Here is a 23,046-nt window from a genome sequence, read left to right on the forward strand (position 1 = left end):
AAAAACGAGGCCAACTCATTTGCGTATTTTCACGGCAGCACTGGCGACCGAAACCAATACGTTTTCCCCGATCTGTGTGGACCGCCGCGCGTTCGAGGCGTCTCTTTATGCCCCGCCCGGCCAGCATCCGGAAACGCCCACACTCTGCACCGCGCCGATCACTGTCGGTCGCCGTGTCGCCGCTGAGAAGGGCTGGGAGCTGATCGAAGGCACGGCAGCCTGGGCAGACCCAGCCGGCCTCGTCAACCGCCAGGCCTACGAAGGGCTGCGAGACGAAATCCTCGACCAGCTCCGTGCCGCAATGCCTGTCGATGCCGTGGTTATGGGCCTGCATGGGGCAATGGTGGCTGCAGGATATGAGGACACGGAAGGCGACCTCCTGACCCGCATCCGCGACATCGTCGGGGCTGATGTGCTGATCTGCGCCGAGCTCGACCCACATAGCCATTTGACCAGGAAGCGTCTCGAAGCGCTGAATTTCGCAGTCTATTTCAAGGAATTTCCGCATACGGATTTCGTCGACCGCGCCGAGGATCTCTGGCACATCGCCGTCGACGCGCTTGAGGGCAGGGTAAAGCCTGTTAATTCGATATTCGACTGCCGGATGATCGATGTCTTCCCGACCTCACGCGATCCAATGCGTTCCTTCGTCGACAAGATCATGCGGATCGAGAAGGAAGATCCTGAAATCCTGTCGATCTCCGTGGTCCACGGCTTCATGGTCGGCGATGTGCCGGAGATGGGGACCAAGCTGCTTGTCGTCACCGACAACAATCCGCAAAAGGGTGCGGCCCTGGCGCGCGAGCTTGGCATGGAGCTATTTTCCAAGCGCGGCACTTTCATGGTGCCGCAGATCGACGAGAAGGAAGCCGTCTCCCGGGCGATGGCTGCCGAAGCCTGGCCGGTCGTCATTGCCGATGTATGGGACAATCCGGGCGGTGGGACGGCTGGCGATGCCACTGTCATTGTCGAGGAGCTTCTGGCCCGCGGTGTGGCAAGTGCTGCTGTCGGCACGATCTGGGATCCGGTCGCCGTTCAGATTTGTTTTGCCGCAGGCGAGGGGGCTGAAATTCCGCTGCGCTTCGGCGCGAAATCGGCGCCCGGAACCGGCAATCCCGTCGATGGCATGGTGAGGGTCGTCAAACTGGTGAAGAACGCCGAGATGCAGTTCGGCGAGAGCCTCGCCCCCTTCGGCGATGCGGCGCTTATCGTGCTTGATGGTATCGACATCATCCTGAATTCGACACGGGCGCAGAGCTTCGATCCGAGCCTGTTTTCCGTGATGGGCATCGATCCGACCAGGCAGAAGATCCTGGTGATCAAATCGACCAACCATTTCTTCGCATCCTTCTCGAAGATCGCCGCTGAAATCCTGTACTGTTCGGCGGGAACTCCCTATCCCAACAATCCGGCGACGACCCGCTATCGCCGGGCACCGAAGACCATCTGGCCGATCGTGGCCGACCCTCATGGAACCGAACGCGGAGCTGCCTGAGATGCATGACAACCGGTTCGCCGTGGTCGCGAAGGCTGGAGACAGGATCACCGATCTTTCCACGCCGCGCCCGATCATCGACGAGGACAAGCTGGCCGCCAACATATCAAGGGTTCAGTCCTACATGGACGAGCACGGGCTGAATTTCCGCCCGCATATCAAGACGCACAAGATACCCGCACTTGCAGCCGCGCAAGTCGCGGCCGGCGCCAAGGGCATCAATTGCCAGAAGGTGACAGAGGCAGAGGTCTTTGCCGAAGCCGGTTTCGAAGACATCCTGATCACCTTCAATATTATCGGAGCCCCGAAGCTCGAACGGCTCGCAGCGCTGAACGATCGCATTTCCGGTCTCAAGGTCGTCGCCGACAGCCAAGTCACGGTCGACGGGCTGTCTGCACATTTTTCCGGCCGCAAACCGCTCACCGTCCTCGTGGAATGCGACACCGGCGGCGCGCGCTGCGGTGTGCAGACACCCGAGCAGGCGGTCTCGCTCGCCAGACGTATCCTTGCCGCCGACGGGCTGTCATTCGGTGGTATCCTCACCTATCCGAAGCCGCAGTCGGCTGATGCCGTCGAAGCCTTCATCCAGGCTACATTGAAGCAATTAGCGGCAGAGGGTATCGCCTGTCCGATCGTCAGCAACGGCGGAACACCCAGTCTCTTTCAAGCGCACCTGGTCAAGTCGGCGACCGAACACCGGGCCGGGACCTATATCTACAATGACCGGCAGATGATCCGGATGGGACATTGCACGCAAGACGATTGCGCGATGCACGTTTTGGCAACAGTGGTGTCACGGCCGAATGCCGACCGCGCCGTTATCGATGCAGGTTCGAAGGCGCTGACCTCCGATCTTCAGGGCTTTACCGATTTCGGCCTCGTCGTCGGATATCCCGAGGCGAAGATAGCCAGCCTCTCCGAAGAGCATGGCGTTATCGACCTTTCGGCCTGTACCGGTGCACGGCCTCAGATCGGCGAAAAGCTCTCCATCATCCCGAACCACACATGCGTGGTTTCGAACCTGTTCGATACGATGGTCTTCCATCGCAACGGCATCGTCACGCGCGTCGAGGCCGTCGCCGCGCGCGGATTTGTCTGGTAGCTGATCAATCGACCCTTCACGCCGTTGCCGGAGCCAGCAGGCTCATGTCGATATCGGTGAGTTCGACGCGGCGTTCGAAGGCGACACCGTCCTCGTCAAAGAGATGGCAATCCGCGGCGTTGATGCCGACGGCAACCGGCGCCTCTGTGCGGATACCGACACTGCCGGGCAGCATGGCGCAGAAGTTTTCCGTTTCGCTGCCGAGCGCCGCATAGGCCACGGTGTTCGCGCCAAGCCGCTCGATGACGCTGGGCGTAACCGTCAGCGAAATATCGCCGGAACTGAGCTGGATATGTTCCGGCCGGATACCGAGTGTCATCATCTTACCGACCATACCGTCACGCGGCTTTACGGGCAGGGTTGCCATCTGGCCGCGATAGTCGACGGTGACGCCTGCCTCGCTTGCCGACGTGCAGGTCACGGGCAGGAAATTCATTTTCGGATTGCCGATGAAGCCGGCGACGAACTGGTTGGCGGGCTTATGGTAGAGCTCGAGCGGCGCACCGGTCTGTGAAATATTGCCGGCATCCAGGACGACGATGCGGTCGGCCATCGTCATGGCTTCCACCTGGTCGTGGGTCACATAGATCATCGTCGCCTTCAACTGCCGGTGCAGCTTGGCGAGTTCGATGCGCATGTCGGCGCGAAGGGCTGCATCAAGGTTGGAAAGAGGCTCGTCGAACAGGAAGATCTTTGGCTCGCGGACGATGGCGCGGCCGATCGCGACGCGCTGGCGCTGTCCGCCCGAGAGCATGCCGGGTTTCTGCTGCAGCCGCGTTTCGAGATGCAGGATACGAGCGGCATTCTCGACCTTGGCCTTGAGCTTTTCCTCCTCCATCTTTTCCACACGAAGAGGGAAGGCGATATTTTCGAAAACCGTCATGTGCGGGTAGAGCGCATAGGACTGGAAGACCATGGCGATGCCGCGCTTGACCGGCGGCAGGTCGTTGACCCTGACGCCATTGATGATGATGTCGCCTTTGCTCGTCGCATCAAGACCTGCGATCATGCGCAGGAGGGTGGACTTGCCGCATCCCGAAGGCCCGACGAAGACGACGAACTCGCCGTCCCTGACGTCGAGTTCGACGCCTTTCAGAACTTCGTAGTCGCCATAGAATTTCTGAACCTTGTTGAGCTGAAGCTGTCCCAAAAATCTGTCTCCGGTCCCGGCCTGAATGCGCAAGAGTTTGGTCGTCGAGGATCGCAGATCGTCGACCTGCGATCCTCGACGTCGATTTACTTGAAGGCCTCGATCTCGCCGGCCGCCTTCTTCAGAGCGGCTTCAGGCTCGGCCTTGCCGGTGACGACGGACTGGACCATCTCGATCATCGAATTCTGGAAGCCCTTGTAATCGGTGAAAAGCGGCTCGGGACCACCGAAGGCGATGCCGTCGATGAACGGCTTCCACGACGGGTCGGCCTTGACGAATTCGTCGACCTTGGCGGACGGACGCAGCGGGGTGAGGCCCGCACCGCCCTGGAGCTCGTATTCACCCTGCGGACCCGGCGAGGTGATGTACTTGGCAAATTCCGCCGCCTTTTCTTCGACCCCCGTGCCCTTGAATACGACGAGGCTGTCGGTAATCAGCAGCGTGCCTTCACCCTTGGCCGAAGGTCCGAGCGGCAGCGCTGCGACGCCCCAGTTGATCTTGGTGTCTTTCAGGCGGGCAGCAGCGCCCGAACCTGCCTGTATCATGCCGACCTTGCCGTCGAGGAAAATGGCACGGATTTCATTTTGTTCGTAGGCGGTTGCGCCTTCGACGGAGTAGGGGATGATGTCCTTGTAGGCCTGCAGGGCAGCCAGCACTTCCGGGCTGTCCATGACGATCTTGTCGCCATCGATGACCTTACCGTTATTCGTGTAAACCCAATGCATGAACTGATGCATGGTGTTGTCGAAAGTCTTGGCCGGAAGACCGTAGCCTGCGATACCGGTCTTTTCCTTGATGGCTTTGGCATCGGCGATTTCTTCGGCCCAGGTCTTGGGCGGCGTTTCCGGGTCGAGGCCGGCCTGCTTGAAGAGGTCCTTGTTCCAGTAGAGGGCCTTGGTCGAGAATGCGACCGGCACGCCCCACTGCGTATCGTTAAAGGTGACGGTATCGACGATGTTGGGATAATAGCTTTTCTTCTCTTCGTCGGTCATGGGCACCGGAACGATCAACTCGTTCTGGGCGAATTCCTTGAGCGTACGCGAGCCAACATAGGCCATGCCGACCGGCGTGCCTGCTGCAGCAAGCGTCGTCGCCTTGTCCTGGCACTGTTCCCAGCCGACAACTTCCGGCTTGACCTTCCAGCCGGCATTTTTGCCTTCCCATTCCTTGATGTACTTCTCATGGATGGGGTCGATCTTGTCGCCGCAATAGATCCAGCTGATTTCCTGGTCAGCGGCATGAGCAGTCATGGTACCGAGCGCGGTGGAGCCGAGCAGGGCGAGGGCCATGAGCCCGGTCTTGAATTGGATTGTCACTTTTTAGCTCCCGTTTTCTCTGGTGGTTCTGGTCTTGTCTTACTGTTTCACCGCGCCGGCGGTCAGACCGCTGACGAGATACCGTTGAAGGAAGAAAATCACGATCATTGCTGGCGCGATGCCAACGAAACTTGCGGCCATCAGCTCATTCCAAACGACTTCCTGACGGCCGAAATAGGCGAAGAGTCCAACTGGCAGCGGTGCGAATTCGGTCTTGGAGTTGAAGGTCAGGGCGTAGATGAACTGCTGGGCGTAGGATCCGATGAAGGTGGTGATCGCCACCACTGTAACGCCGGGCATGGCGATCGGCAGGATGACGCGCCGCAGCGTGTAGAAATGGCTGGCGCCGTCGACAAAGGCCGCTTCATCCAATTCCCTCGGAATGCGCATCATATAGGTGCGAAGTAGCCAGATCGCCGAGGGGATCAGGAAGGCGATGCCCGGGACCATGATGGCGAAATAGGTATTCAAGAGGCCGAAGGAGCGCATCAGCCGGAAGAGAGGAATGAGCAATACAGCGCCCGAAAACATGTTGACCGCCAAGAACGCGCCGAGCAGCAGCCCGGCGCCTTTGAACTCGAAGCGCGCGAAGGCATAGGAAGCCGGAACGACGAGGATCAGCACAGCGGTGGTGACGACGGTCGAGATAAAGAAGGAATTGAAGATGTATCGTGCAAAGCCCGGTACGCTGACCCACATCGTCCGGTAGGCCTCAAACGAGCCGTTTTCGGGAATGAACCGGTAGGGGGAAGAAAACAGCTGGCTCAGAGGTTTCAGCGAGACGAGAAAACCCTCGACGAAGGGGGCGAGAACGAAGGTGAGGAACACCAGGATACCGGCATAGATGCCGACGACTTCATACCATTTGTACCGATTGATCAGCAGATGGGGTGTCTTCATCGCTTGTCTCCGGAAGCAAGGTGGCTGGTAATGCGGAAGTAGCAGACGCAGAAGATCGAAAGGAAGATGCAGATCAGCACGGCGCGCGCGGCGCCTTCGCCATATTTGTTCGAACCGATCGCCGTGCGATAGGTATCGATGATCATCGTCGTGGTCTCGCCGCTCGGGCCGCCCCGCGTCAGGATCCAGATAATGTCGAAGGAGTTGAAAGTGGAGATCAGCGACAGCATCGACATAGTGATCATCGAGGGCACGATCAGCGGCAGAGTGATGCGACGGAAACGATAGAAGCGCCCGGCGCCATCCGTCCAGGCTGCCTCATAGAGATCCTGCGGGATTGCCTGCATGGCGGCCAGCATATAGAGCGTCACCATCGGAACGCCGATCCATACATCGGTGATGATCGTCGCCCAGAAGGCAGTCGACCCTTCGGCAAGGAAGGCGACTGGGCCGGAGACGAGGCCAAAGCGCTGAAGCATGCCGGAAATCATCCCGAACTGGCCATTATACATCCAGCCCCACATGAAGATGCCGATTGCCATCGGAACGATCCATGGTGGCATTGTCAATACGCGAAAGAGCGCGCGGCCGGGCACGGCGGCGTTCAGCATGGTGGCGCCGAAGACGCCGATGATCATCTTGATCGAGACAGAGAAAAACGTCCAGATGAAGGTCCGGATGATGACCTCGGCGAAGGTCGAATTGAAGATCTTGCCGTAGTTGACCCAGCCCACCCAGTTGGTGGTCTTCTTCAGCGATGCGTCAGTGAACGACAGGATGAAGGTGTCGAGTAGCGGATAGGCAACGATCACAGTGACGTAGAGGACAGCCGGAAGGAGAAGGATCCAGGCGAAGATGACGGCACTTTTCTGAGCACTCATCTTGCCGTTCTCCTCAGGCCGCTCTGGCGTGTAGCGCCTCGTCGAACCGGTCCCATATGGGACGAAGGTCGATTACGGCCTTCTTCATGCGAGCCTCGTCCATGGCGAGGGCGAGAATACCCGCCTCCAACGCGTTGAGCGTGGAGACCGGGAGTTCCGAACCGGTGCGCACGCTCTGCAGAATATCGGCCGCCATCTGCTCGTCGGCGCCGTAATGCTGCGACAACTCGGTCGCGGCATATTTGTTTCCGACGATCTTGTTGCCGGTCAGCTGCTCGTGGACATCGAGATAACCGCGGACGAAGTCGCCTTCAGCCATGCCGCGCGAGCCCATGATGGCGAAGCGGCGGAACTGGTCCGGAACATTCAGGTTGGTATGAAAATTCATGCCGACGCCATTTGCGTATTCGACGATCGCCACCTGGTAATCGATGATGTCGGCATCGCTGTCGAACACCTTGTCCGAGCCCATCCAGCCGCTCGGCTTGCTGTGGAAGAGTTCCAGATCGTTGATCCCTTCGCGCGCCGGGTCGTTGGCGGGGATAAAGCTCTTGCGGCCGCCGAAGCTTGCAACACGTTCGGGACGGGCGCCGACCACACCATTATAGAGGTCGAGGTCGTGGCAGCATTTTTCCAGCATGAAACTGCCGGAATAGCGCTCGTAGCGGCGCCAGTCGCGCATGAAGAATGCGCCGTGATAGGGCTCGATATGCTCGGAGGCTTCGATGGAAACGATATGCCCGAGCTTGCCCTCGGCCTGGATGGCACGCAGATCCTTATAAAGGGGGGAGTAGCGCAGCACGAGACCGACCATCAGCCGCTCATGGCCGAACTTCGCCATCAGATGGGCAAGTTCGATGCTCTCGGCGATCGTCGTCACGATCGGCTTTTCGCAGAAGACCTTAAGACCAGCCTCGAGACCGAGGCGGATATGATCGAGATGCATGTGATTGGGAGAGCCGATCATCAAGAGATCGAGCTTTTCTGAAGCAAGGAGCTCTTGCGGCGAACCATAAGCCTTGCCGACAGAGACGCCCTTTTCCGTCAGTCCGGGAAGTCCTGCGGGGTCCGGATCGACGTAACCGACGATCTCGAAGCTGCTGTCGATAGCCTTGAAGACATAGCCAAGATACCCGAGCCGGAATCCCAGCCCTATGATTCCCACTTTCATGCGAGCAATGTTCCCAATTCGTAATTTATTTTCTTCAGGTTGGGACAAAAAATGAAGGCCGTCAACTGGAAACGGGTTTCAAAGGGGATTGATGAAATTAATTTTCATCAACGATTGGCTGGTGGGCGATGTTCCACCCGGCTCTTGGCCCGCGAAATGTTGGCGCAGATAATGTCTATGTTCAGCTCATAAAGCGGCCGGCCAAATTGCGTCAGGCCGCGCGTCCGGTCTTTCTCTGGCGCATGGGTGGAGCGAAAGACGCCGTGCTTGTCGCTACAGAAGGCCAGCGGCTGCCCCATTGCTGCAGATACGCCTTCGTCGCATGCAGATAGTCGAACGTATTCTCCGATCCGGCAAAGCGAGATTGCAATTCTTTCTGCGACATGGTGATCAAACAGGACATGACGACTCCGACCGCTCCTGATCTCGACCAGGCTGAAGGTCGTCATCCTTGCTCCCAACGTTGGCTTTGACCAGTGCATCGAGAGGCGAGACTGTCGCATCTCTAACTGGCCCAACTGTCGCATTACTAAATAGCCGCTACACATGAACATCGCATAACATACGTTATGGAACTCATAGGGGAATAGTTTGCGTGGAATTCTGTACCGCCGGACCAAAGACCGGATTTATAGGAACGAAACGCTAAAAAACCGAAACTAGAGCCGGATCGGTATCTACTACGCGAATTTATTCCCACTCGTTTAGTGGCGCCTGGCTGCCGAATTTGCCCGTCAACCTCACGGCCCCGCGACAAGACCGTAGAACGATGCAAACAGAAGCGCGACCAAGCAATACGATAGCGCCCAGTTTAGTGTGTGGATCGGGTTGGTGATGTCAACATTGCGGAAGATCCAGTAAACGGTGCAAAAAATGAGAGCGAAAGCGGGCACCAATCCCCACATAGCTTTTCGCTTGTAAACCCGAACACTCCATGTGGATACAACCGCAACGAAGAACGGAAGAAGGAGAAAGGCCTCATAGCCTTTGTAAATGCCAGGCTGATAGAGCGACCATCGGCGATCGATGAAAATCGCGACGAGTCCGGGGATCTGTGAGAAGATCAGTTGGCCCCACCCCAGCACCTTGTCCCACATCAATCACCTATGCCGAAGACGATTCGAGGATTGCAGGTCTGCAGCTCTCTTGGCATAGGCACCGGAGAGAATGTTGCGGCAAGAAAACATGTCCTCCCGCCCGTTGGCAACGTAAGAACCACCGGCTGCTTAATCGGGTACAGGCTCGTATTCATGGACTTAACATCAATTTCCGCTACGGAAGCGTAGCTCGTCATGTCTCCGCCAGAAAAATCGATCGGGGAGTTTCTGAATTCGCCAATCAGAGCGGGGATACTACTCGTTTCCTTTGCTGTGGCGAGGGCCCGTGCATACGGAATGAGTACTTGCTTAAACTGCGAACCCTTTCCCTTCTCAACTAGGATTTCGATGGTTCCTGAAGGCAAATTAGGATGAACGACCGTCGCAACTGATAGTTCGGCATCCCCACTTGCCCAAACCGCGCCGACGGGAGTGATCGGCGCTTCCGCCAAAGCCGTGGGCTCCCCCTGGGCAACGACACTTTCCATATCGGCTGGACTCGAAGGCGTCTGAATCTCATTTGCCTTGAGTGCAACTAATGTGCTGATGAGCGACTTACTGCGCTTAAGGGCCGCAGCCTTGTACGCGTTGACTGCAAAGGAGGAATTTTTGAAAGCATAGACGGTTGTGCTCTGGATGCTGGGCACCTGCTTCCCGTCATCTGTCTGATAAAGCGATTGCCGATACGACGAGCCAGACTCCAGCTTCTCGATGGACCAGTCCACAACATCCCAATAGAAAATATCCACTCGGCCGTTATTAGGCAGCGAGCCAGTCTTGGCTGAGAAGTTCTCAGCCTCATACAGCATGCAATACGTTGTGCTCTGGTTCGCCGTTCTGGCTGAAAAAGCCGATGCCAACTCCATTTGATAACTGAAGTGGTCGGCACTGAACGTCTGCAACTCTGACGTCGTGTTCACCATTCCTTGCTGCAGCCCGATTGCGGGACATCCGGCCTTCAAGGATGGAACTTGCGCAGCGACCGGCAACGGCAGGGCTGTCACAAGTGCGGCAATGCCAACTGAGAGGACTGCGGTAACGATCTTCTTTTCACATGATCGCGCTAGTAGAGCATCATACATAGCAACTCCCTCTAACATCACTGGATGAAGTCATACGAATTGCGACGTGGAAAGAATATATTCAAACCGTTGCGCACACAACTTGCCCGCCTACTACGTTTGAGGGAAGTTTCGGAATCTTGTGATGTCAACCGGCGCACAAGACTGACCCCTTATCGGCGTCCAATATTGGGTCTGACGCAATCTCGATGACATCAGGGCGCTCCCACGATACGTGCCTCAAGGAAATCGAGCTTCCCGCGCCCGTACATCTGCCGCTTGATGAGTTTCAGCTTGGTGATCTGACCCTCTCGCGAAGCGCAGAGGTCGTGGTCGCATAATTCCCCCAAGCTTTGACATTTCCGCGATGGGGCGAGTTGCGGACTAAGTCCTCACTCGGGAGCCGTGATCGCTGCCAAGGCCCAAACGGAGGGCCGCTTTCCGATGCACCGCGCGCGCACGAGTGGGCACGGAACTGGAACAAAATTCTAAGAAATCAGCTCGTAAGTTGCATAGGAAAAGACGATCCGGCGCTATCGCAGGTTTGATCCGGGAGATCCTTCCTAATATCCGGTAAAAAGCTTGCGTTTTCAGCGCTTTCAATCCGGTCTTTACTCCGGTTTTACAAATTCTTCCATGTTACGGGTCTGGAGCGACGCTATGCACGACGCGTCAGGCCGGACACAATCCGGTTCAAATATCACGGTATTGGCTGCGTTCAAAAGGTGCGCAGTTTTTCCAACGTAAGAGAGCGTTGACGCCTTATGAAGGCGAATGCCACTCAGATGGAAGGCAAGTCGTACCGATCCACAGTGAACGTTCGGTCGGCCGTGACTGAAATCTCCAGAACCTCGTTCCAACGCTCCTTCCCTTCCAGCGTTTCCAGCGCAAGAAGAAGCCTACGTTGCAGCTCGAGCGTCATGACGCCTGCGGCCGTGTTCAGCGCGATCAGTCCGAGCGGATACGCGTTCCGGTCAGGGCCGGTTCTCCTGAAAGGATGTCGGGATCCGAGGTGACCGCCGCACGCGCGCGTTCGAGGCGGTCGAGGCCGGCCTCGACTTCAAGGATCATCGGCTGCAGATCGACATGCAGCGGCGCTTGCTCAATGACGGTGCTTGTCCGATCAGCGAGGACCTTGGCAAGAATCCGCTGGCGTGCCGCTGGCCGCCCTGCCTGACCTGTCCCGACGGGTGGGCATGAGCGGCGCGGGGACAAAGCGCAACCCCGTTGCCAGGACCGGTCGCCTGCCGGCAAGGACTAAGCGCAGTCCAGCTCTGTCTCGTCGATCGCTCGCTGAGACCATGCGCGGTCAAAGGCCGTCCCAAGGGGAAAGGGGCGCTCCCCCCCTCTCCCCGACAAGCGGAAAATCGGTCTCCCCATCCTTCGCGGCTCGAGCCGCTGCAGGACCGGCGGCATGTGCCCCTCCGATTTGTCCGCTTGTCCCCTCTTCCGCGCTGTTCCGCACGAGCTCGCGGTACAGGAGCGAGGCTCCTGCTCCGCAGGCGAGCCGCTTCGCGGAAGATCAAGAGAGGAATCGAAAATGGGCGTGAATAAGTCGACCGGAAGCATCGCGATCGGACTGGGCAAGTTCGATCCCGATCCGAAGAATGTTCGTCGTACCTATACGGAGAGCGGCATCAGGGAGCTTGCCGTCAGCATCAAGGCCAACGGGCTCTTGCAAAACTCGATGGTGCGTGCAGGGAAAAATGGACGCTATTTCATCATCGCCGGCGGACGGCGGCTTGCGGCCCTGCGTCTGCTTGTCGAGGCAGGAGATGTCGCAGCCGACCTTCCAGTCGAACGCTGGCTGCGCGACGCTGGAGAGGCGATGGAAATCAGTCTTGCCGAAAACACGATCCGCGAGGCGATGAACCCCGCCGATGAATTGGCGGCCTTCTCTGCGCTCGTCGAGGAGGGGCATGCGCCCGCCGATATCGCCGTACGCTTCGGCACGACAGGAGGCCCGAAACACGGAGGCTGGCACTGCCGGAAGGCGACGCGAAAAAAGGAAAGATCGTCAGTCGCTCCGACCAAGCGCAGACCCATAGACCAGTATTCAGATAATCTTTACTCGGCGTCGAACCGCTTCAGCATCGATCTCAGCTCGGCATTTTCTTGACGAAGCTTGATGATCATCAGAGTCTTCAATCGGCGATTTTCTTTCTCGATCGCATCAAGGTCGTCCTCGCCATTGCGGTGAGCGGAGACTTCGGAGCTACCTTCGACGACGGTCCGCTCCTGAATGGACACGCGCTCATCGCGCATCGAAGAACGGGTCTCCTCACCGGCATTCCGTGCGTAATCGCGCACCGTTTGTGCCTCAATGGTCGGAAGCTCCTGTGGCAGCTCTTCCTGGGATACACCGTCGTTACTAGCTACCGTCTGTTCGATTGAAGTGAGAGCATGGTCCTCGACTGGCGCTTGGGGATGCTGCGAAGGAGCAATCGCCGCGATCGGAGCTCTGCCGCTGTTGGCGAGATGCGGATCGAGCGCAGCCGCATCAACCAAGATGCCATCGGCCTCTACCTGCCGCGCGACCGCCTGCAGATCAAGATTGCCCCAAATGGATGGAGGCCTTGTTTGGGCTTGTCGCCGGTTTGTCTTGTATTCGACCACGAAGTTGCGCCGTGGTGTCTTCATCGCTCATCCAATGCATATCGATTGCAGCAGCGCGGTGACCACTGGATCATTGATTGTGTCATCTGAAATTTGGTGTCTTGGTCTAACTCATGCCCAGCCGCTTGCGCAACGCGGCGTTTTCGGCACGAAGTTTTTCGGCAAGCAGCGTGCGCAGCCTACGATTTTCTTCCTCAAGCTCGGTGAACTCGGCGAGTTCATCGTCAAATGCGACCATACCTGAGGGAGCCTCACCACTCGCCGCAGCAAAGGCTTTCTTCCATGTGTAGTAGGTCTGATCGGATATAGCCGCGGCACTCACGGCATCCTTCAATGTCGTGCCACCGGCAACGGCAGCTTCGACCTGCTTGATCTTCACGAGCTTTTCTTCGTCGCTCAAACCGCGTGACTTGGGCTTTGCCGTCTTTTGAGCGACCGTGTCAGCCTTCCCCCCTTTCTTCTTGGAATTTGAGCGTTGTGCACCAACGGCAGTTGCGGTCTTCTCCGCTTCAGGCTTTGTGGCGGTGCTAGCAAGCGATGTTGGGAATTCGTCGTCAGCCATCGATGATCCTCATATTGTTCCGAGCGTTTTCGGCCAGGTCGCTGCAGGAGTCAACGTCGCCGCTTCACAGGCCGCCCACGATCAAATTGGATCCGCTGAAGGACCTGTAACAGATGACCTTTCTGTAGCGTCATAGGTTATGGATCGCATCGGAGTCTCGCGGGTCAGTGTGTCGGCATGACGAACTATCGTGCTGTCCTGCAGTCCAGGCAAACGGCCCCACGATGAACGGTGCCGAGGACACTTTCCGCCGCCCGCTCGGTTGAAGATCGAGACCTCCCCGGTCGCGCGAAGCACTGTACCATGATTTCAACGGTCGCCTGCCGCCGCATCTCCGCCGGAAACGCTGCCGATCGTGATGTCGACGACCACATTGGGAGGGAGGTTTCAGTCGAAGAAGCCCGCATCCTCTTCGCTGAGGTATCTCCTGGCTCCTTCAGCGTCGATATCGAGGCCCAGGCCAGGCGCTTCCAGTAGGTCTACCATGCTGTCCTTCACGATCTGCGACGGCAAGCCGATTACCAGATCCTCCCACCAGGGGTCGGAGGCGGTCGGATATTCGAACGCAATGTAATTTGCCGGCAACGTGGCGCAGACATTGATCAACGCGCCGAGGCCCAGCAGTCCGTTGGCCGTGCCGTGCGGTGCCATCAGGATCGAGTGCATGTAGGCGTGCTCGGCGACCCATTTGAGCTCGGCAATACCGCCAATGTCGGCTGGATCGGGGCCGATGACGCGTACCGCCTGCGTCTCGATCAGTTCCTTGAAATTGTGCCGCAGGTAGATCTGCTCACCCGTGTGGATTGGCGTCGAGGTGGAGGTCGTCAATTCCCGATAGGCCTGCGGATTGACCCACGGCACGTAGTCGCCAGTGAGCATATCCTCGAGCCACATCAGATTGTATTTCTCGACCGCGCGAGCGAACCTGATCGCATCGGGCAGCATCCAGCCCGGGCCGCAGTCGAGCGCCAGACTGACTTTATCGCCCAGCACTTCCTTCATCGCGATCACGCAGTCGAGCATGTGATTGAAACCGCGCTCGCTGATCACGCCTTGATCCATGGCGCCGTGATAGCCGGCCTTCTTCTGGGTCACGCCGTAGTGGAAGCCCTCAATGGTATCCTTCATGTTGGAGTGGAACGAGATTCCTTGCTTGACCATGAAGAAGTTCTGCGGCTGCTCCATCATCCATTTGACGTCAGCGGCGTAATCCTCCGGCCGGTCACCCGTGCGTTTCTGGCGGACCGAGCCGTTGTAGACGCGCACCTTGTCCCGCACCTTGCCGCCGAGCAGTTTATAGACGGGTACGCCCGCCGCCTTGCCGGCAATATCCCACAGCGCATGCTCAATAGCGCTCACCGCCGCGCCGTACGGCTTGAAAGAGCCGCGTTGGCGGATCTTCAGCATGACTCTTTCGACGTCGGTCGGGTCCTCGCCGATGAGCGCCTCGCGGAAATGCAGCACAAAGGGCTTGAGATAGGTCTTGGTGAATTCGACTTCGCCCAAGCCATAGAGGCCCTCGTCGGTCACGATGCGCACGATCGGGTGCTTGCCGATGACGGCGCAACGGAGATCGGTGATCTTCATCTTCGTTCCTTTTTTACCTCAGCTCCAGGTGCGATCCCAGGAATACTCGTCGTCCCAATGATCCGTAGGCCGCCAAATGCCGGTGACACCCGGCTGCAAATGCTGCGAGATCACCTCGTCGACGATGTCGTCGATCCCGAGCCCCGGCTTGTCCGAAACGGTGATAAAGCCGTCCTTCACCAGGGGCCTCGGAAGGCCCGTGACGATATCGTCCCACCAGTCGACATCGGCAGAATGGTATTCGAGCGCCATGAAATTTTCGGTCGCGGTCGCGACATGTGCGGCGGCCATTGCGGCGATTGGACTTTCCGCCATGTGAATGGCCATGGCGACGCCATGGTCCTGCGCCATGTCGCCGATCTTCTTGGTCTCCAGGATGCCCCCGCTGGTGAGCAGGTCAGGGTGGATAACGGAGACGCCGCCGCTGTTGAGCAGAGGCTCGAAGCCCTCCTTCAGGTATATATCCTCACCGGTGCAGATCGGCACCGTGGTGGCGTCCTGGAGTTGTCGGTATTGCTCGGTATACTGCCACGGGATCACATCCTCGAGCCAGGCTGGCACGTATTTTTCAATTCGCCTGGCAAGGCGAATGCCGTTCTGCATCGAGATATGGCCGATATGGTCGATGGCAAGCGGCACATCCATGCCGATGACCTCACGAACCTCGGCGATATATTGCTCTAGCAGGTCGAGGCCCTTGTCGGAAAAATGCAGGCCGGTAAACGGGTGCTGGACATTGTGCAAATCGTACGCTGCGTTGCGGCGTCGCCGCTCTTCAATGGTCTTCAGTGGCCCGCGACGGGGATCGTCGCGGTATCCTTCCAGAGAGCCGGCCGGAAACACTACCGCACCGGGCACATCCGCGATCTGCATCAGCCCCAGATCCATCTTGAGAAAGGTGTATCCGAGCGCCATGCGTTCTCTGAGGCGCTTGCCGGTCTCGGTACCGCTCGGTACGGTGGCGTCGGTATCGCAATAGACGCGCACTTTGTCCCGAAACCGGCCGCCGAGCATCTGGTAGATGGGAACGCCATAGGCCTTGCCGGCAAGATCCCACAAGGCGATTTCAACCGCCGACACGCCGCCGCCTTGCCGCCCGTGCCCGCCGAACTGCTTGATCCGGCGAAACAGGCGATCAATGTCGCAAGGGTTTTCGCCAAGCAACCGGCTCTTCAGCATCAGCGCATAGGTGGCGCTGGCACCGTCGCGCACCTCGCCCAGCCCGACGATGCCCTGGTTGGTGTATATCTTGAGTAGCACTGAGGTGAACGGCGCGCCGACGATTTCGGCCACCCGCATGTCGGTGATGCGAAGATCGGACGGCCTGGAATGCGTATTCACCCGATTGAGCGCTTCGTCGGCTCCATCTGCCTCTAGCATGATTTATCCTCGTTCTGGTGGGAGGGCACTTTGGGGTGGCGTCGAGCGTGGCGAGCTAATCCAGCTCTATCTCGTGATCTTGAAGATAGTCGCGGTTCATTTCGACGCCGAGACCGGGCTTGGAGGTAAGCTTGAGGCTGCCGTTCGAGACATCGAGTGGTCTGTCGATGAGGTGATCATATTTGCCCAGATTCCATTCCGACGTTTCGAGTTTGTAGAAATTTGGAACGGTCATCATCACCTGCGCTCCCGCAACCACGTTGATCGGCCCTGCGGCGTCATGCGGCGAGACCGGAATGTAGTAGGCTTCGCAAAGGGCAGATATCTTCTTGAGTTCGGTAATGCCGCCGGTCCAGGTGACATCAGGCATGATATAGTCGGCGAGCTTGTTTTCGAGCACCGGCACGAAATCCCACTTCGTGTGGCCGCGCTCGCCCCACGAGATAGCGGCGCTGACCTTCTCACGGACCTGCTTGAGAGCGTTGAGGCTCTCCGGTGGACAGGGCTCCTCAAACCAGTCGATCTGACCGGCTTCCTCGAGGCTCCGGCAAAGGCGGATGGCGGTCGGAACGTCGAAACGGCCATGGGCATCGATGAGGATGTCGATGTCAGGCCCCGCCGTTTCGCGGATCAGGGCGGTAAGCTCGGCGGCTTCGCGCTCGTCCTTGCGAGTCATGCTGCCATCGAGATAGCCATCCCGCTGCTCGCGAGCCTGTCCGCCGGCGGTGCGGCCCTGGTGGGGAAAGGGATCGAACTTGAGTGCAGTGTGGCCTGACTCGACGATGTCTCGAATTTCCCGGACCACAGCCTCCTTGCTGGTAAACTTGCGCTGGTCGGGATGGGTGTAGAGCGAAATTTCATCGCGCACCGGTCCGCCCAGCAGTTCGTAGATCGGCTTGCCAAGGACTTTGCCGCGGATGTCCCAGAGGGCGATGTCGATGGCGCTTATGCATTCGACTGCGGCGCCGCGACTGCCCATGTAGGTGAAGCTGCGGAATATCTTGTGCCACAGATACTCGATCCGCGCCGGGTCTTCGCCGGCAATAGCGGTGCCGATCTGCCGCAGGATCGTACAGAGGGCGCGATTGGCGAGCCTTGTCGTGGTGGTGATCTCGCCCCAGCCGCTCACCCCCTCGTCGGTCGTCACTTCGACGAACAGGAACTCCCCCCAATAAGAAGCATCGGATTTGATAAGCCACGGCCGAACGCTGGTGATTTTCATCTCAACTGCCTTTAACTGAAGTGGTGGGGATAACGATATTAAGGGTGATGGATTCTATCCTGCCCGAGCGGCGTTACGCGCGCGCATATGTTCGAGGATGTGCCGGCCGGAGCCCTCGACATGGCGTGCAATGAGGTCGGCTGCCTCGTTCGCATGTCCCGCTTTTACATGCGCGATGAGCTCGCGATGCTCGCTGAGGATCGCGGCACGCCGGGCGAGCGTGAAGTCGAAACGTCGGCTCACGGCTCGCAGCACTTCGCGATGCTTCCACCAAAGCTCGGCGGCATGGCGGTTGTAGTGCTTCTGGTACATGACGGTATGAAAGGCGGTGTCCAGCTCGCTGTGCCTGAACGGGTCGGCGAAGTTGTTCTCTTCAATCAGGCCCTGGATGCGTTCGAGTTCAGCAATGTCCTCGACGGTGGCCATATTCACGAACCATTTCGTCAATGCCGGCTCGATCAGGACGCCGATCTCGTAGATGTCCCGAACGAAATCCTGATCTATGGGCCTCACGCGCGCTCCGCGGTTGGGAACGAAGGTGACAAAGCCCTCCCCGCGCAACAGTTGCAGAGCCTCGCGCACGGGGTTGGTTGAAGTGCCGTGGCGCCGGGCGAGATCCGTGACAACAAGCCGCTCGTTGGCCGCGAGTCGACCCTCGATGATGTCTTCCCTGATCAGCTGATAAAGCGAGGCGCCCTCGCTGGAGGCCCCGATAGCGTCGATCCCTTCGGGTGGCTGCGCCCTGAAATCACTTGTTTCGGCCAAGACTGTCCCCAATAAATACACATACTGTTCGGATATCACGCAAATTTTCCATAAACAATGTACGATTTCTCTCATTGACAGGCAATCTGTGATCTGAAAACGTATGATCAGGTCGAAGGGATACATTAGGAGAAGTCCTGCGACCGGGGAGAAGACCGCTCGCCTCGACACAGAGCGGCATGGGAGAGAACCTGGGAGGTACCTATGACGAGGATTTCACTCGGCTGTGCCGTTTTGCGCGGCACTGTGTCGACTGCTTTGATGGTATCGTTGATGTCCGTGTCTGCGCTGGGTGCGCCGGTCGACCTGAGCAAGTGGTCGCCGGAATATGTCCGCTCCATCGCCGGCACACAGGATTTTGACACGGCCGGCGATTGCGCCAAGGTCACTCCGCTCGACTATAAGGGGCGACTGACTTTCTGGTATCAGGGCGTGTTCGAGGGCGACCCCGACCTCCTGCGCCAGTATTACAAGGACTTCTTCGAGACCTTCCGCAAAACCTATCCAAACATCCAGCTTGAGGAACAAGCCCTCACCTATAATGACCTTCTGGACAAGTTCCGGACTGCGCTTCTGGGCAATGCAGCGCCCATGGCGGTGCGCCTGCAAATCCTTGGTGGCACCGAATTCGCCTCTAAGGGCTATCTGGAACCGCTCAAACCCGAAGATATCGGGTATTCGACCGACGACTTCTGGCCCGGTGCGATGAAGGCCGTAACCTGGGAGGGGGTGACCTACGGCATCCCAACCAATAATGAGACGATGGCGTTCATCTGGAACGCCGACATCTTCAAGCGTGCAGGCCTCGATCCGGACAAGGCTCCGGCAACCTGGGACGACGTCGTCAAATATTCCAAGCAGATCCACGACAGGCTCGGCATTGCCGGTTACGGCCTCGTGGCGCGCAAGAATGCCGGTAATACACCGTACCGTTTCATGCCGCAGCTGTGGGCCTATGGCGGCGGCGTCTTCGACGAAGCTGCCGCCAACCCGACCTATAAGGAAGTCGAGCTCAACAGCCCGCAGAGCAAGGCGGCATTGCAGGCCTCCTACGATATGTATGTTCGCGACAAGTCGGTTCCGGTCTCGGCGCTCACCAATCAGCAGGCAGATAACCAGCCCCTCTTTCTCGCTGGCCAGCTCGGCATGATGATCTCGCACCCGTCCGACTATAACGTCATGCTCGACCTACAGAAGAAGACGACGGGCAGCGACAAGGAAAAAGCGCAGACCGTCATCGACAATATGCGCTACGGCCTGATTCCGACAGGCCCCGACGGCAAGCGTGCCGTCGTGTTTGGCGGCTCCAACATTCACATCTTGAAGCCCGAATATGTCGAGGGCGGCAAGGTAGACGAGCCGGCTGCAAAGGCTATCATCTGCATGTGGACGAGCCCCGAATGGTCACTGAAGATGGCCTATGCCGGCTCTAACCCGGGAAACCTTAATGGCTTCAAGACCAAATGGATGAAGGAGCGTCTTGACAGCATCAAGTTCCTCGATGTCACGACCTCGATGCTGCCGTATGGCATCCCCTTCCCGGCGCTGCCACAGTCGCCCGAGATCATGAATATCATCGTACCGGACATGCTGCAGAATGCCCTGACCGGAGCCATGTCCGTCGACCAAGCAGCGGACGACGCGGCCAAAAAGGTCAAAGACCTGATGGATGGCGGTCTCTAGTCCAAGCCTGACCACGATCGATCTGACCGGCTGCGCCGAGATTGCAGCCGGTTTCTTCCGAAGAACGAGGGCAGGCACAGTGACGATCTTGACTGATAAGGCCGATGCGCGCCGAGGACTGCAACCCGACAGGTCCGGCGTGCTGCGAAAGATTTGGGAGCATCGCGCTGACTATGCGTATGTGCTTCCTTCGATCGCCGTCATGCTCATCGTCATCGCCTACCCTATCTATTATACGATCGAGCTGTCGTTCTTCAATACACCGCCTGGCCTGCAGCTTCGGGACAAGATTTTTGTCGGCCTCGACAACTACACCGCCATCCTCACAAGTCCGGTGTTCTGGAAGGTCACCTCCAACACTCTTATCTGGACACTGGGATCCACGTTCATCTCATTTGTCTTGGGGTTTGCCTGCGCGCTCGCGCTCCATGGCGACTTTGTCGGCCGCGGCATCCTGCGCGCCATCCTGATCATTCCCTGGGTCATCAGCGCGGTCGCCGCGTCCTATATCTGGAAGTGGATCTACCATTCGGACTTCGGAATCATCGGCGCGGTGCTGGTCGGCCTCGGATTGGCCGATCGGCCGCCAAACTTCATCGACAGCGTCAGCACGGTGCTGCCCTCGCTGATCGTCGTCAATATCTGGCGAGAGTTTCCGTTTGCCATGATCATGATGATGGCTGGCCTGCAGACGGTTCCCGACCAGTTGCTGCGCGCCGCGAAAGTCGACGGAGCCAATGCGTGGCAGCGGTTCTGGCACGTCACCTTTCCGCACTTAAGAAACGTCTCGACGGTGACGGTTCTTCTGCTTGCAGTGGCCAATTTCAATTCCTTCATCATCCCCTGGATCATGACCGGCGGCGGGCCGTCGAATGCATCGCATATCTGGATCACTCACATTTATGAACTCGCCTTCGGCCGCCAGCGCTGGGGGGTGGCATCAGCCTATTCGGTGCTGCTGTTCCTGATCCTGATGTCGCTCGGCTACTTCTACGTCCGTGCGCTGAGCGGCAACGAAAAGGATGGAAGCGAATGAGCGCGATTGCCGAGACTGCTCATCGAGATCAGGCGCGTCGCCGTACACGCATCGATGGATGGCGGTGGGGTGGACGCATCTTCCTTGTGTTCATGCTCCTTTACACTGCGCTACCGATGATCTGGATGCTGATCACCTCGATCAAGTCCGGCTTCGCCGCCATGCAATTCCCGCCGCAATGGTGGCCGGACCAACCGACCCTCGACAGCTACCAGAAGCTGCTCGATCCGCAAAACAGCGTCGGCCAGGACTTCCTGCGCTTCTTCTGGAACAGCCTTTTCGTCTCCACTGCCACGACCATCCTTTCGGTGATCGTCGCAGTTCCTGCGGCCTACGCGTTTTCGCGCTTCAAATTCCCGGGCCGGAACTTTCTGTTCTTCGCCGTCCTGCTTCGCAACATGTTCCCGGCAGTGATCTTTCTCGTGCCGCTCTTCATCCTGATGCGCGCGATCGGGCTGGTGAATACGCATGGGTCGCTTGTCCTCACCTACCTCACATTCGGCCTGCCGCTGGCAATCTGGCTCCTGAAGGGCTTCTACGACAACATCCCGGTGCAGCTCGAGCAGGCCGCACGCATCGACGGGGCAACGCGGTTCCAGGCCTTTGTCCTGATCGTGATGCCGCTCTCGGCGCCAGGAATCATCGCCACGGCGATCTATTCCTTCATCGGTGCGTGGAACGAGTACATCTACGCCTACACCTTCCTCTCCAAGAACGAGCAATTGACGCTGCCGGTCGGCATCCAGCGCTTCTTCTCGGAAAACACGACGGACTTTCCGGGCCTGATGGCGGCAAGCTTCATGATGAGCGTGCCCGTCGTGGTCCTGTTCCTCGTTCTTCAACGATACTTCGTACGCGCCCTTACCGAAGGCGCAGTCAAGCACTAGGGGAGTTGCCTGTGGCCCACGTGGTCCTCAAAGATCTGGTCAAGACCTATGGCGCCTTCAAAGCTGTCAACGATGTTTCGCTGACGGTCAACGACGGCGAATTCGTTGCGCTTGTCGGCCCTTCAGGCTGCGGGAAGACAACCACGCTCAATCTTGTGGCAGGGCTTATCCCCATCACATCTGGGGACATCGTCATCGGCGACCGGGTGGTCAACGACCTCGACCCCAAGGACCGGGACATCGCAATGGTGTTCCAGAACTATGCGCTCTATCCGCAGAAATCTGTCTACAAAAATCTGGCCTTCCCGCTGCAGATGCGCAAACTGCCGCGAGACGAGATCGACAAGAAGGTCAGGGAAGCAGCGCGCGTGCTGGACATGACGCAGCTGCTCGAACGCAAGCCACGCGAACTTTCGGGCGGCCAACAGCAGCGTGTCGCGCTCGGCCGTGCCCTCGTTCGCGATCCGGCAGTATTCCTGATGGATGAGCCGCTCTCCAACCTCGACGCAAAGCTGCGCGTGCAGATGCGCTCGGAGATCAAGCGCTTCCACCAGGACCTCAAGGCGACGATCATCTACGTGACGCACGACCAGCTCGAAGCCGTAACCATGGCTGACAGGATGGCGGTGATGAACGGAGGCTACCTGCAGCAATACGATACTCCGGCGCAGGTCTTTGCCCATCCGGTGAACATGTTCGTCGCCAGCTTCGTCGGCAGCCCGGCGATGAGCCTCGTCCCATTGGAGGTGTCAACGGCAGGCGGCGAGACCGTGTTGACCAGCGCGGAGGGCTGGCGCCTCGAACTTTCGCCAGAAAACGCCCAGAAGGTCGCAGGGTCATCCACCAAGAAAGTCGTGCTCGGCGCGCGCCACTCGACGATCAAGCTACATAAAAGTGCGGTGCCTGGAAGCGTCCCTGCCAAGGCCTACACGGTGGAGCCGACCGGAGACGTCACCTTCGTACAGGCGTTTCTCTCCGGCGCCATCGTCAATGTCAGCGTGCCGCCGACCATTGCCGTCACGCCCGACGAACAGATTTGGCTCGAGTTCGATCAGGAGCGGATGCATCTGTTCGACGGCGAAACGGAAATGGCGCTCAAGGCCAACTGAGACCAGGCGGATGCGCGTGAAACGAG

22 protein-coding genes and 1 pseudogene are annotated in these 23,046 nt (G+C 58.4%); 7 read left to right on the plus strand and 16 right to left on the minus strand.

The features are described from left to right. Positions 1-19 precede the first annotated feature (19 nt). Positions 20-1,495, plus strand: coding sequence for a M81 family metallopeptidase (locus KQ933_RS25945; RefSeq protein ID WP_216760664.1), 1,476 nt, complete (start codon positions 20-22; stop codon positions 1,493-1,495). 1 nt (position 1,496) lies between these two features. Further along, the gene (locus KQ933_RS25950; RefSeq protein WP_216760665.1) at positions 1,497-2,597 is read left to right on the plus strand and encodes a D-TA family PLP-dependent enzyme; all 1,101 of its coding nucleotides are present in this window, start codon (positions 1,497-1,499) and stop codon (positions 2,595-2,597) included. A gap of 16 nt (positions 2,598-2,613) precedes the next feature. Here the strand turns inward: KQ933_RS25950 and KQ933_RS25955 are convergent, their stop codons facing one another. The 10 genes and pseudogenes from KQ933_RS25955 to KQ933_RS26000 form a co-directional block, all read right to left on the minus strand. Beyond that, positions 2,614-3,747, minus strand: coding sequence for an ABC transporter ATP-binding protein (locus KQ933_RS25955; protein ID WP_216760666.1), 1,134 nt, complete (start codon positions 3,745-3,747; stop codon positions 2,614-2,616). 86 nt (positions 3,748-3,833) lie between these two features. Further along, positions 3,834-5,063, minus strand: a complete 1,230-nt coding sequence (locus tag KQ933_RS25960) for an ABC transporter substrate-binding protein (RefSeq protein WP_216760667.1) — start codon at positions 5,061-5,063, stop codon at positions 3,834-3,836. Positions 5,064-5,102: 39 nt separating this feature from the next. Then, complete coding sequence (locus KQ933_RS25965) at positions 5,103-5,963, minus strand: carbohydrate ABC transporter permease (protein ID WP_216760668.1); 861 nt, start codon at positions 5,961-5,963, stop codon at positions 5,103-5,105. Further along, the gene (locus KQ933_RS25970) at positions 5,960-6,844 is read right to left on the minus strand and encodes a carbohydrate ABC transporter permease (RefSeq protein WP_216760669.1); all 885 of its coding nucleotides are present in this window, start codon (positions 6,842-6,844) and stop codon (positions 5,960-5,962) included. The genes KQ933_RS25965 and KQ933_RS25970 overlap by 4 nt, the downstream gene beginning before the upstream one ends. A gap of 13 nt (positions 6,845-6,857) precedes the next feature. Beyond that, a complete protein-coding gene (locus KQ933_RS25975; protein WP_216760670.1) occupies positions 6,858-8,015 on the minus strand; it encodes a Gfo/Idh/MocA family protein in 1,158 nt (385 codons plus the stop codon). A gap of 131 nt (positions 8,016-8,146) precedes the next feature. Continuing rightward, positions 8,147-8,376: pseudogene (locus tag KQ933_RS25980) on the minus strand (ISNCY family transposase); the annotation flags it as partial. A 379-nt stretch (positions 8,377-8,755) separates the two neighbouring features. After that, positions 8,756-9,112 carry a hypothetical protein gene (locus tag KQ933_RS25985; RefSeq protein ID WP_216760671.1) on the minus strand — a complete coding sequence of 119 codons (357 nt, stop codon included), beginning with the start codon at positions 9,110-9,112 and terminating at the stop codon, positions 8,756-8,758. Then, the gene (locus tag KQ933_RS25990) at positions 9,112-10,194 is read right to left on the minus strand and encodes a hypothetical protein (protein ID WP_216760672.1); all 1,083 of its coding nucleotides are present in this window, start codon (positions 10,192-10,194) and stop codon (positions 9,112-9,114) included. The genes KQ933_RS25985 and KQ933_RS25990 overlap by 1 nt, the downstream gene beginning before the upstream one ends. 760 nt (positions 10,195-10,954) lie before the next feature. Then, entirely contained in the window at positions 10,955-11,095 is a 141-nt protein-coding gene (locus KQ933_RS25995; RefSeq protein WP_216760673.1) for a hypothetical protein, read from the minus strand. 26 nt (positions 11,096-11,121) lie between these two features. Next, positions 11,122-11,388 carry a hypothetical protein gene (locus KQ933_RS26000; RefSeq protein WP_216760674.1) on the minus strand — a complete coding sequence of 89 codons (267 nt, stop codon included), beginning with the start codon at positions 11,386-11,388 and terminating at the stop codon, positions 11,122-11,124. Between the two features lie 325 nt (positions 11,389-11,713). Here KQ933_RS26000 and KQ933_RS26005 point away from each other — a divergent pair, with 325 nt between their 5' ends. Beyond that, positions 11,714-12,292: a ParB/Srx family N-terminal domain-containing protein gene (locus tag KQ933_RS26005; protein ID WP_216760675.1), complete on the plus strand. Its 579-nt coding sequence runs from the start codon at positions 11,714-11,716 to the stop codon at positions 12,290-12,292. Here KQ933_RS26005 and KQ933_RS26010 read toward each other — a convergent pair. From KQ933_RS26010 to KQ933_RS26035, 6 genes are all read right to left on the minus strand, one after another. Further along, positions 12,241-12,813: a hypothetical protein gene (locus KQ933_RS26010; protein ID WP_216760676.1), complete on the minus strand. Its 573-nt coding sequence runs from the start codon at positions 12,811-12,813 to the stop codon at positions 12,241-12,243. The genes KQ933_RS26005 and KQ933_RS26010 overlap by 52 nt on opposite strands. An 82-nt stretch (positions 12,814-12,895) precedes the next feature. Further along, on the minus strand, positions 12,896-13,351 hold the full coding sequence (locus KQ933_RS26015) for a transposase (protein WP_216760677.1): 456 nt from the start codon (positions 13,349-13,351) through the stop codon (positions 12,896-12,898). Positions 13,352-13,738: 387 nt separating this feature from the next. After that, positions 13,739-14,938, minus strand: a complete 1,200-nt coding sequence (locus KQ933_RS26020; RefSeq protein WP_216760678.1) for a mandelate racemase/muconate lactonizing enzyme family protein — start codon at positions 14,936-14,938, stop codon at positions 13,739-13,741. Positions 14,939-14,956: 18 nt separating this feature from the next. Then, the gene (locus KQ933_RS26025; RefSeq protein ID WP_216760679.1) at positions 14,957-16,318 is read right to left on the minus strand and encodes a mandelate racemase/muconate lactonizing enzyme family protein; all 1,362 of its coding nucleotides are present in this window, start codon (positions 16,316-16,318) and stop codon (positions 14,957-14,959) included. Positions 16,319-16,373: 55 nt separating this feature from the next. Next, complete coding sequence (locus KQ933_RS26030) at positions 16,374-17,540, minus strand: mandelate racemase/muconate lactonizing enzyme family protein (RefSeq protein WP_216760680.1); 1,167 nt, start codon at positions 17,538-17,540, stop codon at positions 16,374-16,376. Between the two features lie 54 nt (positions 17,541-17,594). Further along, positions 17,595-18,305, minus strand: coding sequence for a GntR family transcriptional regulator (locus KQ933_RS26035; protein ID WP_216760681.1), 711 nt, complete (start codon positions 18,303-18,305; stop codon positions 17,595-17,597). Between the two features lie 204 nt (positions 18,306-18,509). Here KQ933_RS26035 and KQ933_RS26040 point away from each other — a divergent pair, with 204 nt between their 5' ends. The 4 genes from KQ933_RS26040 (at position 18,510) to KQ933_RS26055 (ending at position 23,020) form a co-directional block, all read left to right on the plus strand. Next, positions 18,510-19,988, plus strand: coding sequence for a sugar ABC transporter substrate-binding protein (locus tag KQ933_RS26040; RefSeq protein ID WP_216760682.1), 1,479 nt, complete (start codon positions 18,510-18,512; stop codon positions 19,986-19,988). Positions 19,989-20,067: 79 nt separating this feature from the next. After that, the gene (locus tag KQ933_RS26045; RefSeq protein ID WP_216760816.1) at positions 20,068-21,024 is read left to right on the plus strand and encodes a carbohydrate ABC transporter permease; all 957 of its coding nucleotides are present in this window, start codon (positions 20,068-20,070) and stop codon (positions 21,022-21,024) included. Next, a complete protein-coding gene (locus KQ933_RS26050) occupies positions 21,021-21,911 on the plus strand; it encodes a carbohydrate ABC transporter permease (protein WP_216760683.1) in 891 nt (296 codons plus the stop codon). The genes KQ933_RS26045 and KQ933_RS26050 overlap by 4 nt, the downstream gene beginning before the upstream one ends. An 11-nt stretch (positions 21,912-21,922) precedes the next feature. Next, positions 21,923-23,020 (plus strand): ABC transporter ATP-binding protein, encoded by a 1,098-nt coding sequence (locus KQ933_RS26055; protein WP_216760684.1) that lies wholly within the window; start codon positions 21,923-21,925, stop codon positions 23,018-23,020. Positions 23,021-23,046: the final 26 nt, after the last annotated feature.

It is taken from the genome of Rhizobium sp. WYJ-E13 (assembly GCF_018987265.1).
Taxonomy (GTDB): domain Bacteria; phylum Pseudomonadota; class Alphaproteobacteria; order Rhizobiales; family Rhizobiaceae; genus Rhizobium.

Coding starts and splice junctions, on each gene's coding strand:
- KQ933_RS25950 (WP_216760665.1), top strand. CDS start 1,497: ATGCATGACAACCGGTTCGCCGTGGTCGCGAAGGCTGGAGACAGGATC.
- KQ933_RS25965 (WP_216760668.1), bottom strand. CDS start 5,963: ATGAAGACACCCCATCTGCTGATCAATCGGTACAAATGGTATGAAGTC.
- KQ933_RS25970 (WP_216760669.1), bottom strand. CDS start 6,844: ATGAGTGCTCAGAAAAGTGCCGTCATCTTCGCCTGGATCCTTCTCCTT.
- KQ933_RS25975 (WP_216760670.1), bottom strand. CDS start 8,015: ATGAAAGTGGGAATCATAGGGCTGGGATTCCGGCTCGGGTATCTTGGC.
- KQ933_RS25985 (WP_216760671.1), bottom strand. CDS start 9,112: ATGTGGGACAAGGTGCTGGGGTGGGGCCAACTGATCTTCTCACAGATC.
- KQ933_RS25990 (WP_216760672.1), bottom strand. CDS start 10,194: ATGTATGATGCTCTACTAGCGCGATCATGTGAAAAGAAGATCGTTACC.
- KQ933_RS25995 (WP_216760673.1), bottom strand. CDS start 11,095: ATGACGCTCGAGCTGCAACGTAGGCTTCTTCTTGCGCTGGAAACGCTG.
- KQ933_RS26005 (WP_216760675.1), top strand. CDS start 11,714: ATGGGCGTGAATAAGTCGACCGGAAGCATCGCGATCGGACTGGGCAAG.
- KQ933_RS26010 (WP_216760676.1), bottom strand. CDS start 12,813: ATGAAGACACCACGGCGCAACTTCGTGGTCGAATACAAGACAAACCGG.
- KQ933_RS26015 (WP_216760677.1), bottom strand. CDS start 13,351: ATGGCTGACGACGAATTCCCAACATCGCTTGCTAGCACCGCCACAAAG.
- KQ933_RS26020 (WP_216760678.1), bottom strand. CDS start 14,938: ATGAAGATCACCGATCTCCGTTGCGCCGTCATCGGCAAGCACCCGATC.
- KQ933_RS26025 (WP_216760679.1), bottom strand. CDS start 16,318: ATGCTAGAGGCAGATGGAGCCGACGAAGCGCTCAATCGGGTGAATACG.
- KQ933_RS26030 (WP_216760680.1), bottom strand. CDS start 17,540: ATGAAAATCACCAGCGTTCGGCCGTGGCTTATCAAATCCGATGCTTCT.
- KQ933_RS26040 (WP_216760682.1), top strand. CDS start 18,510: ATGACGAGGATTTCACTCGGCTGTGCCGTTTTGCGCGGCACTGTGTCG.
- KQ933_RS26050 (WP_216760683.1), top strand. CDS start 21,021: ATGAGCGCGATTGCCGAGACTGCTCATCGAGATCAGGCGCGTCGCCGT.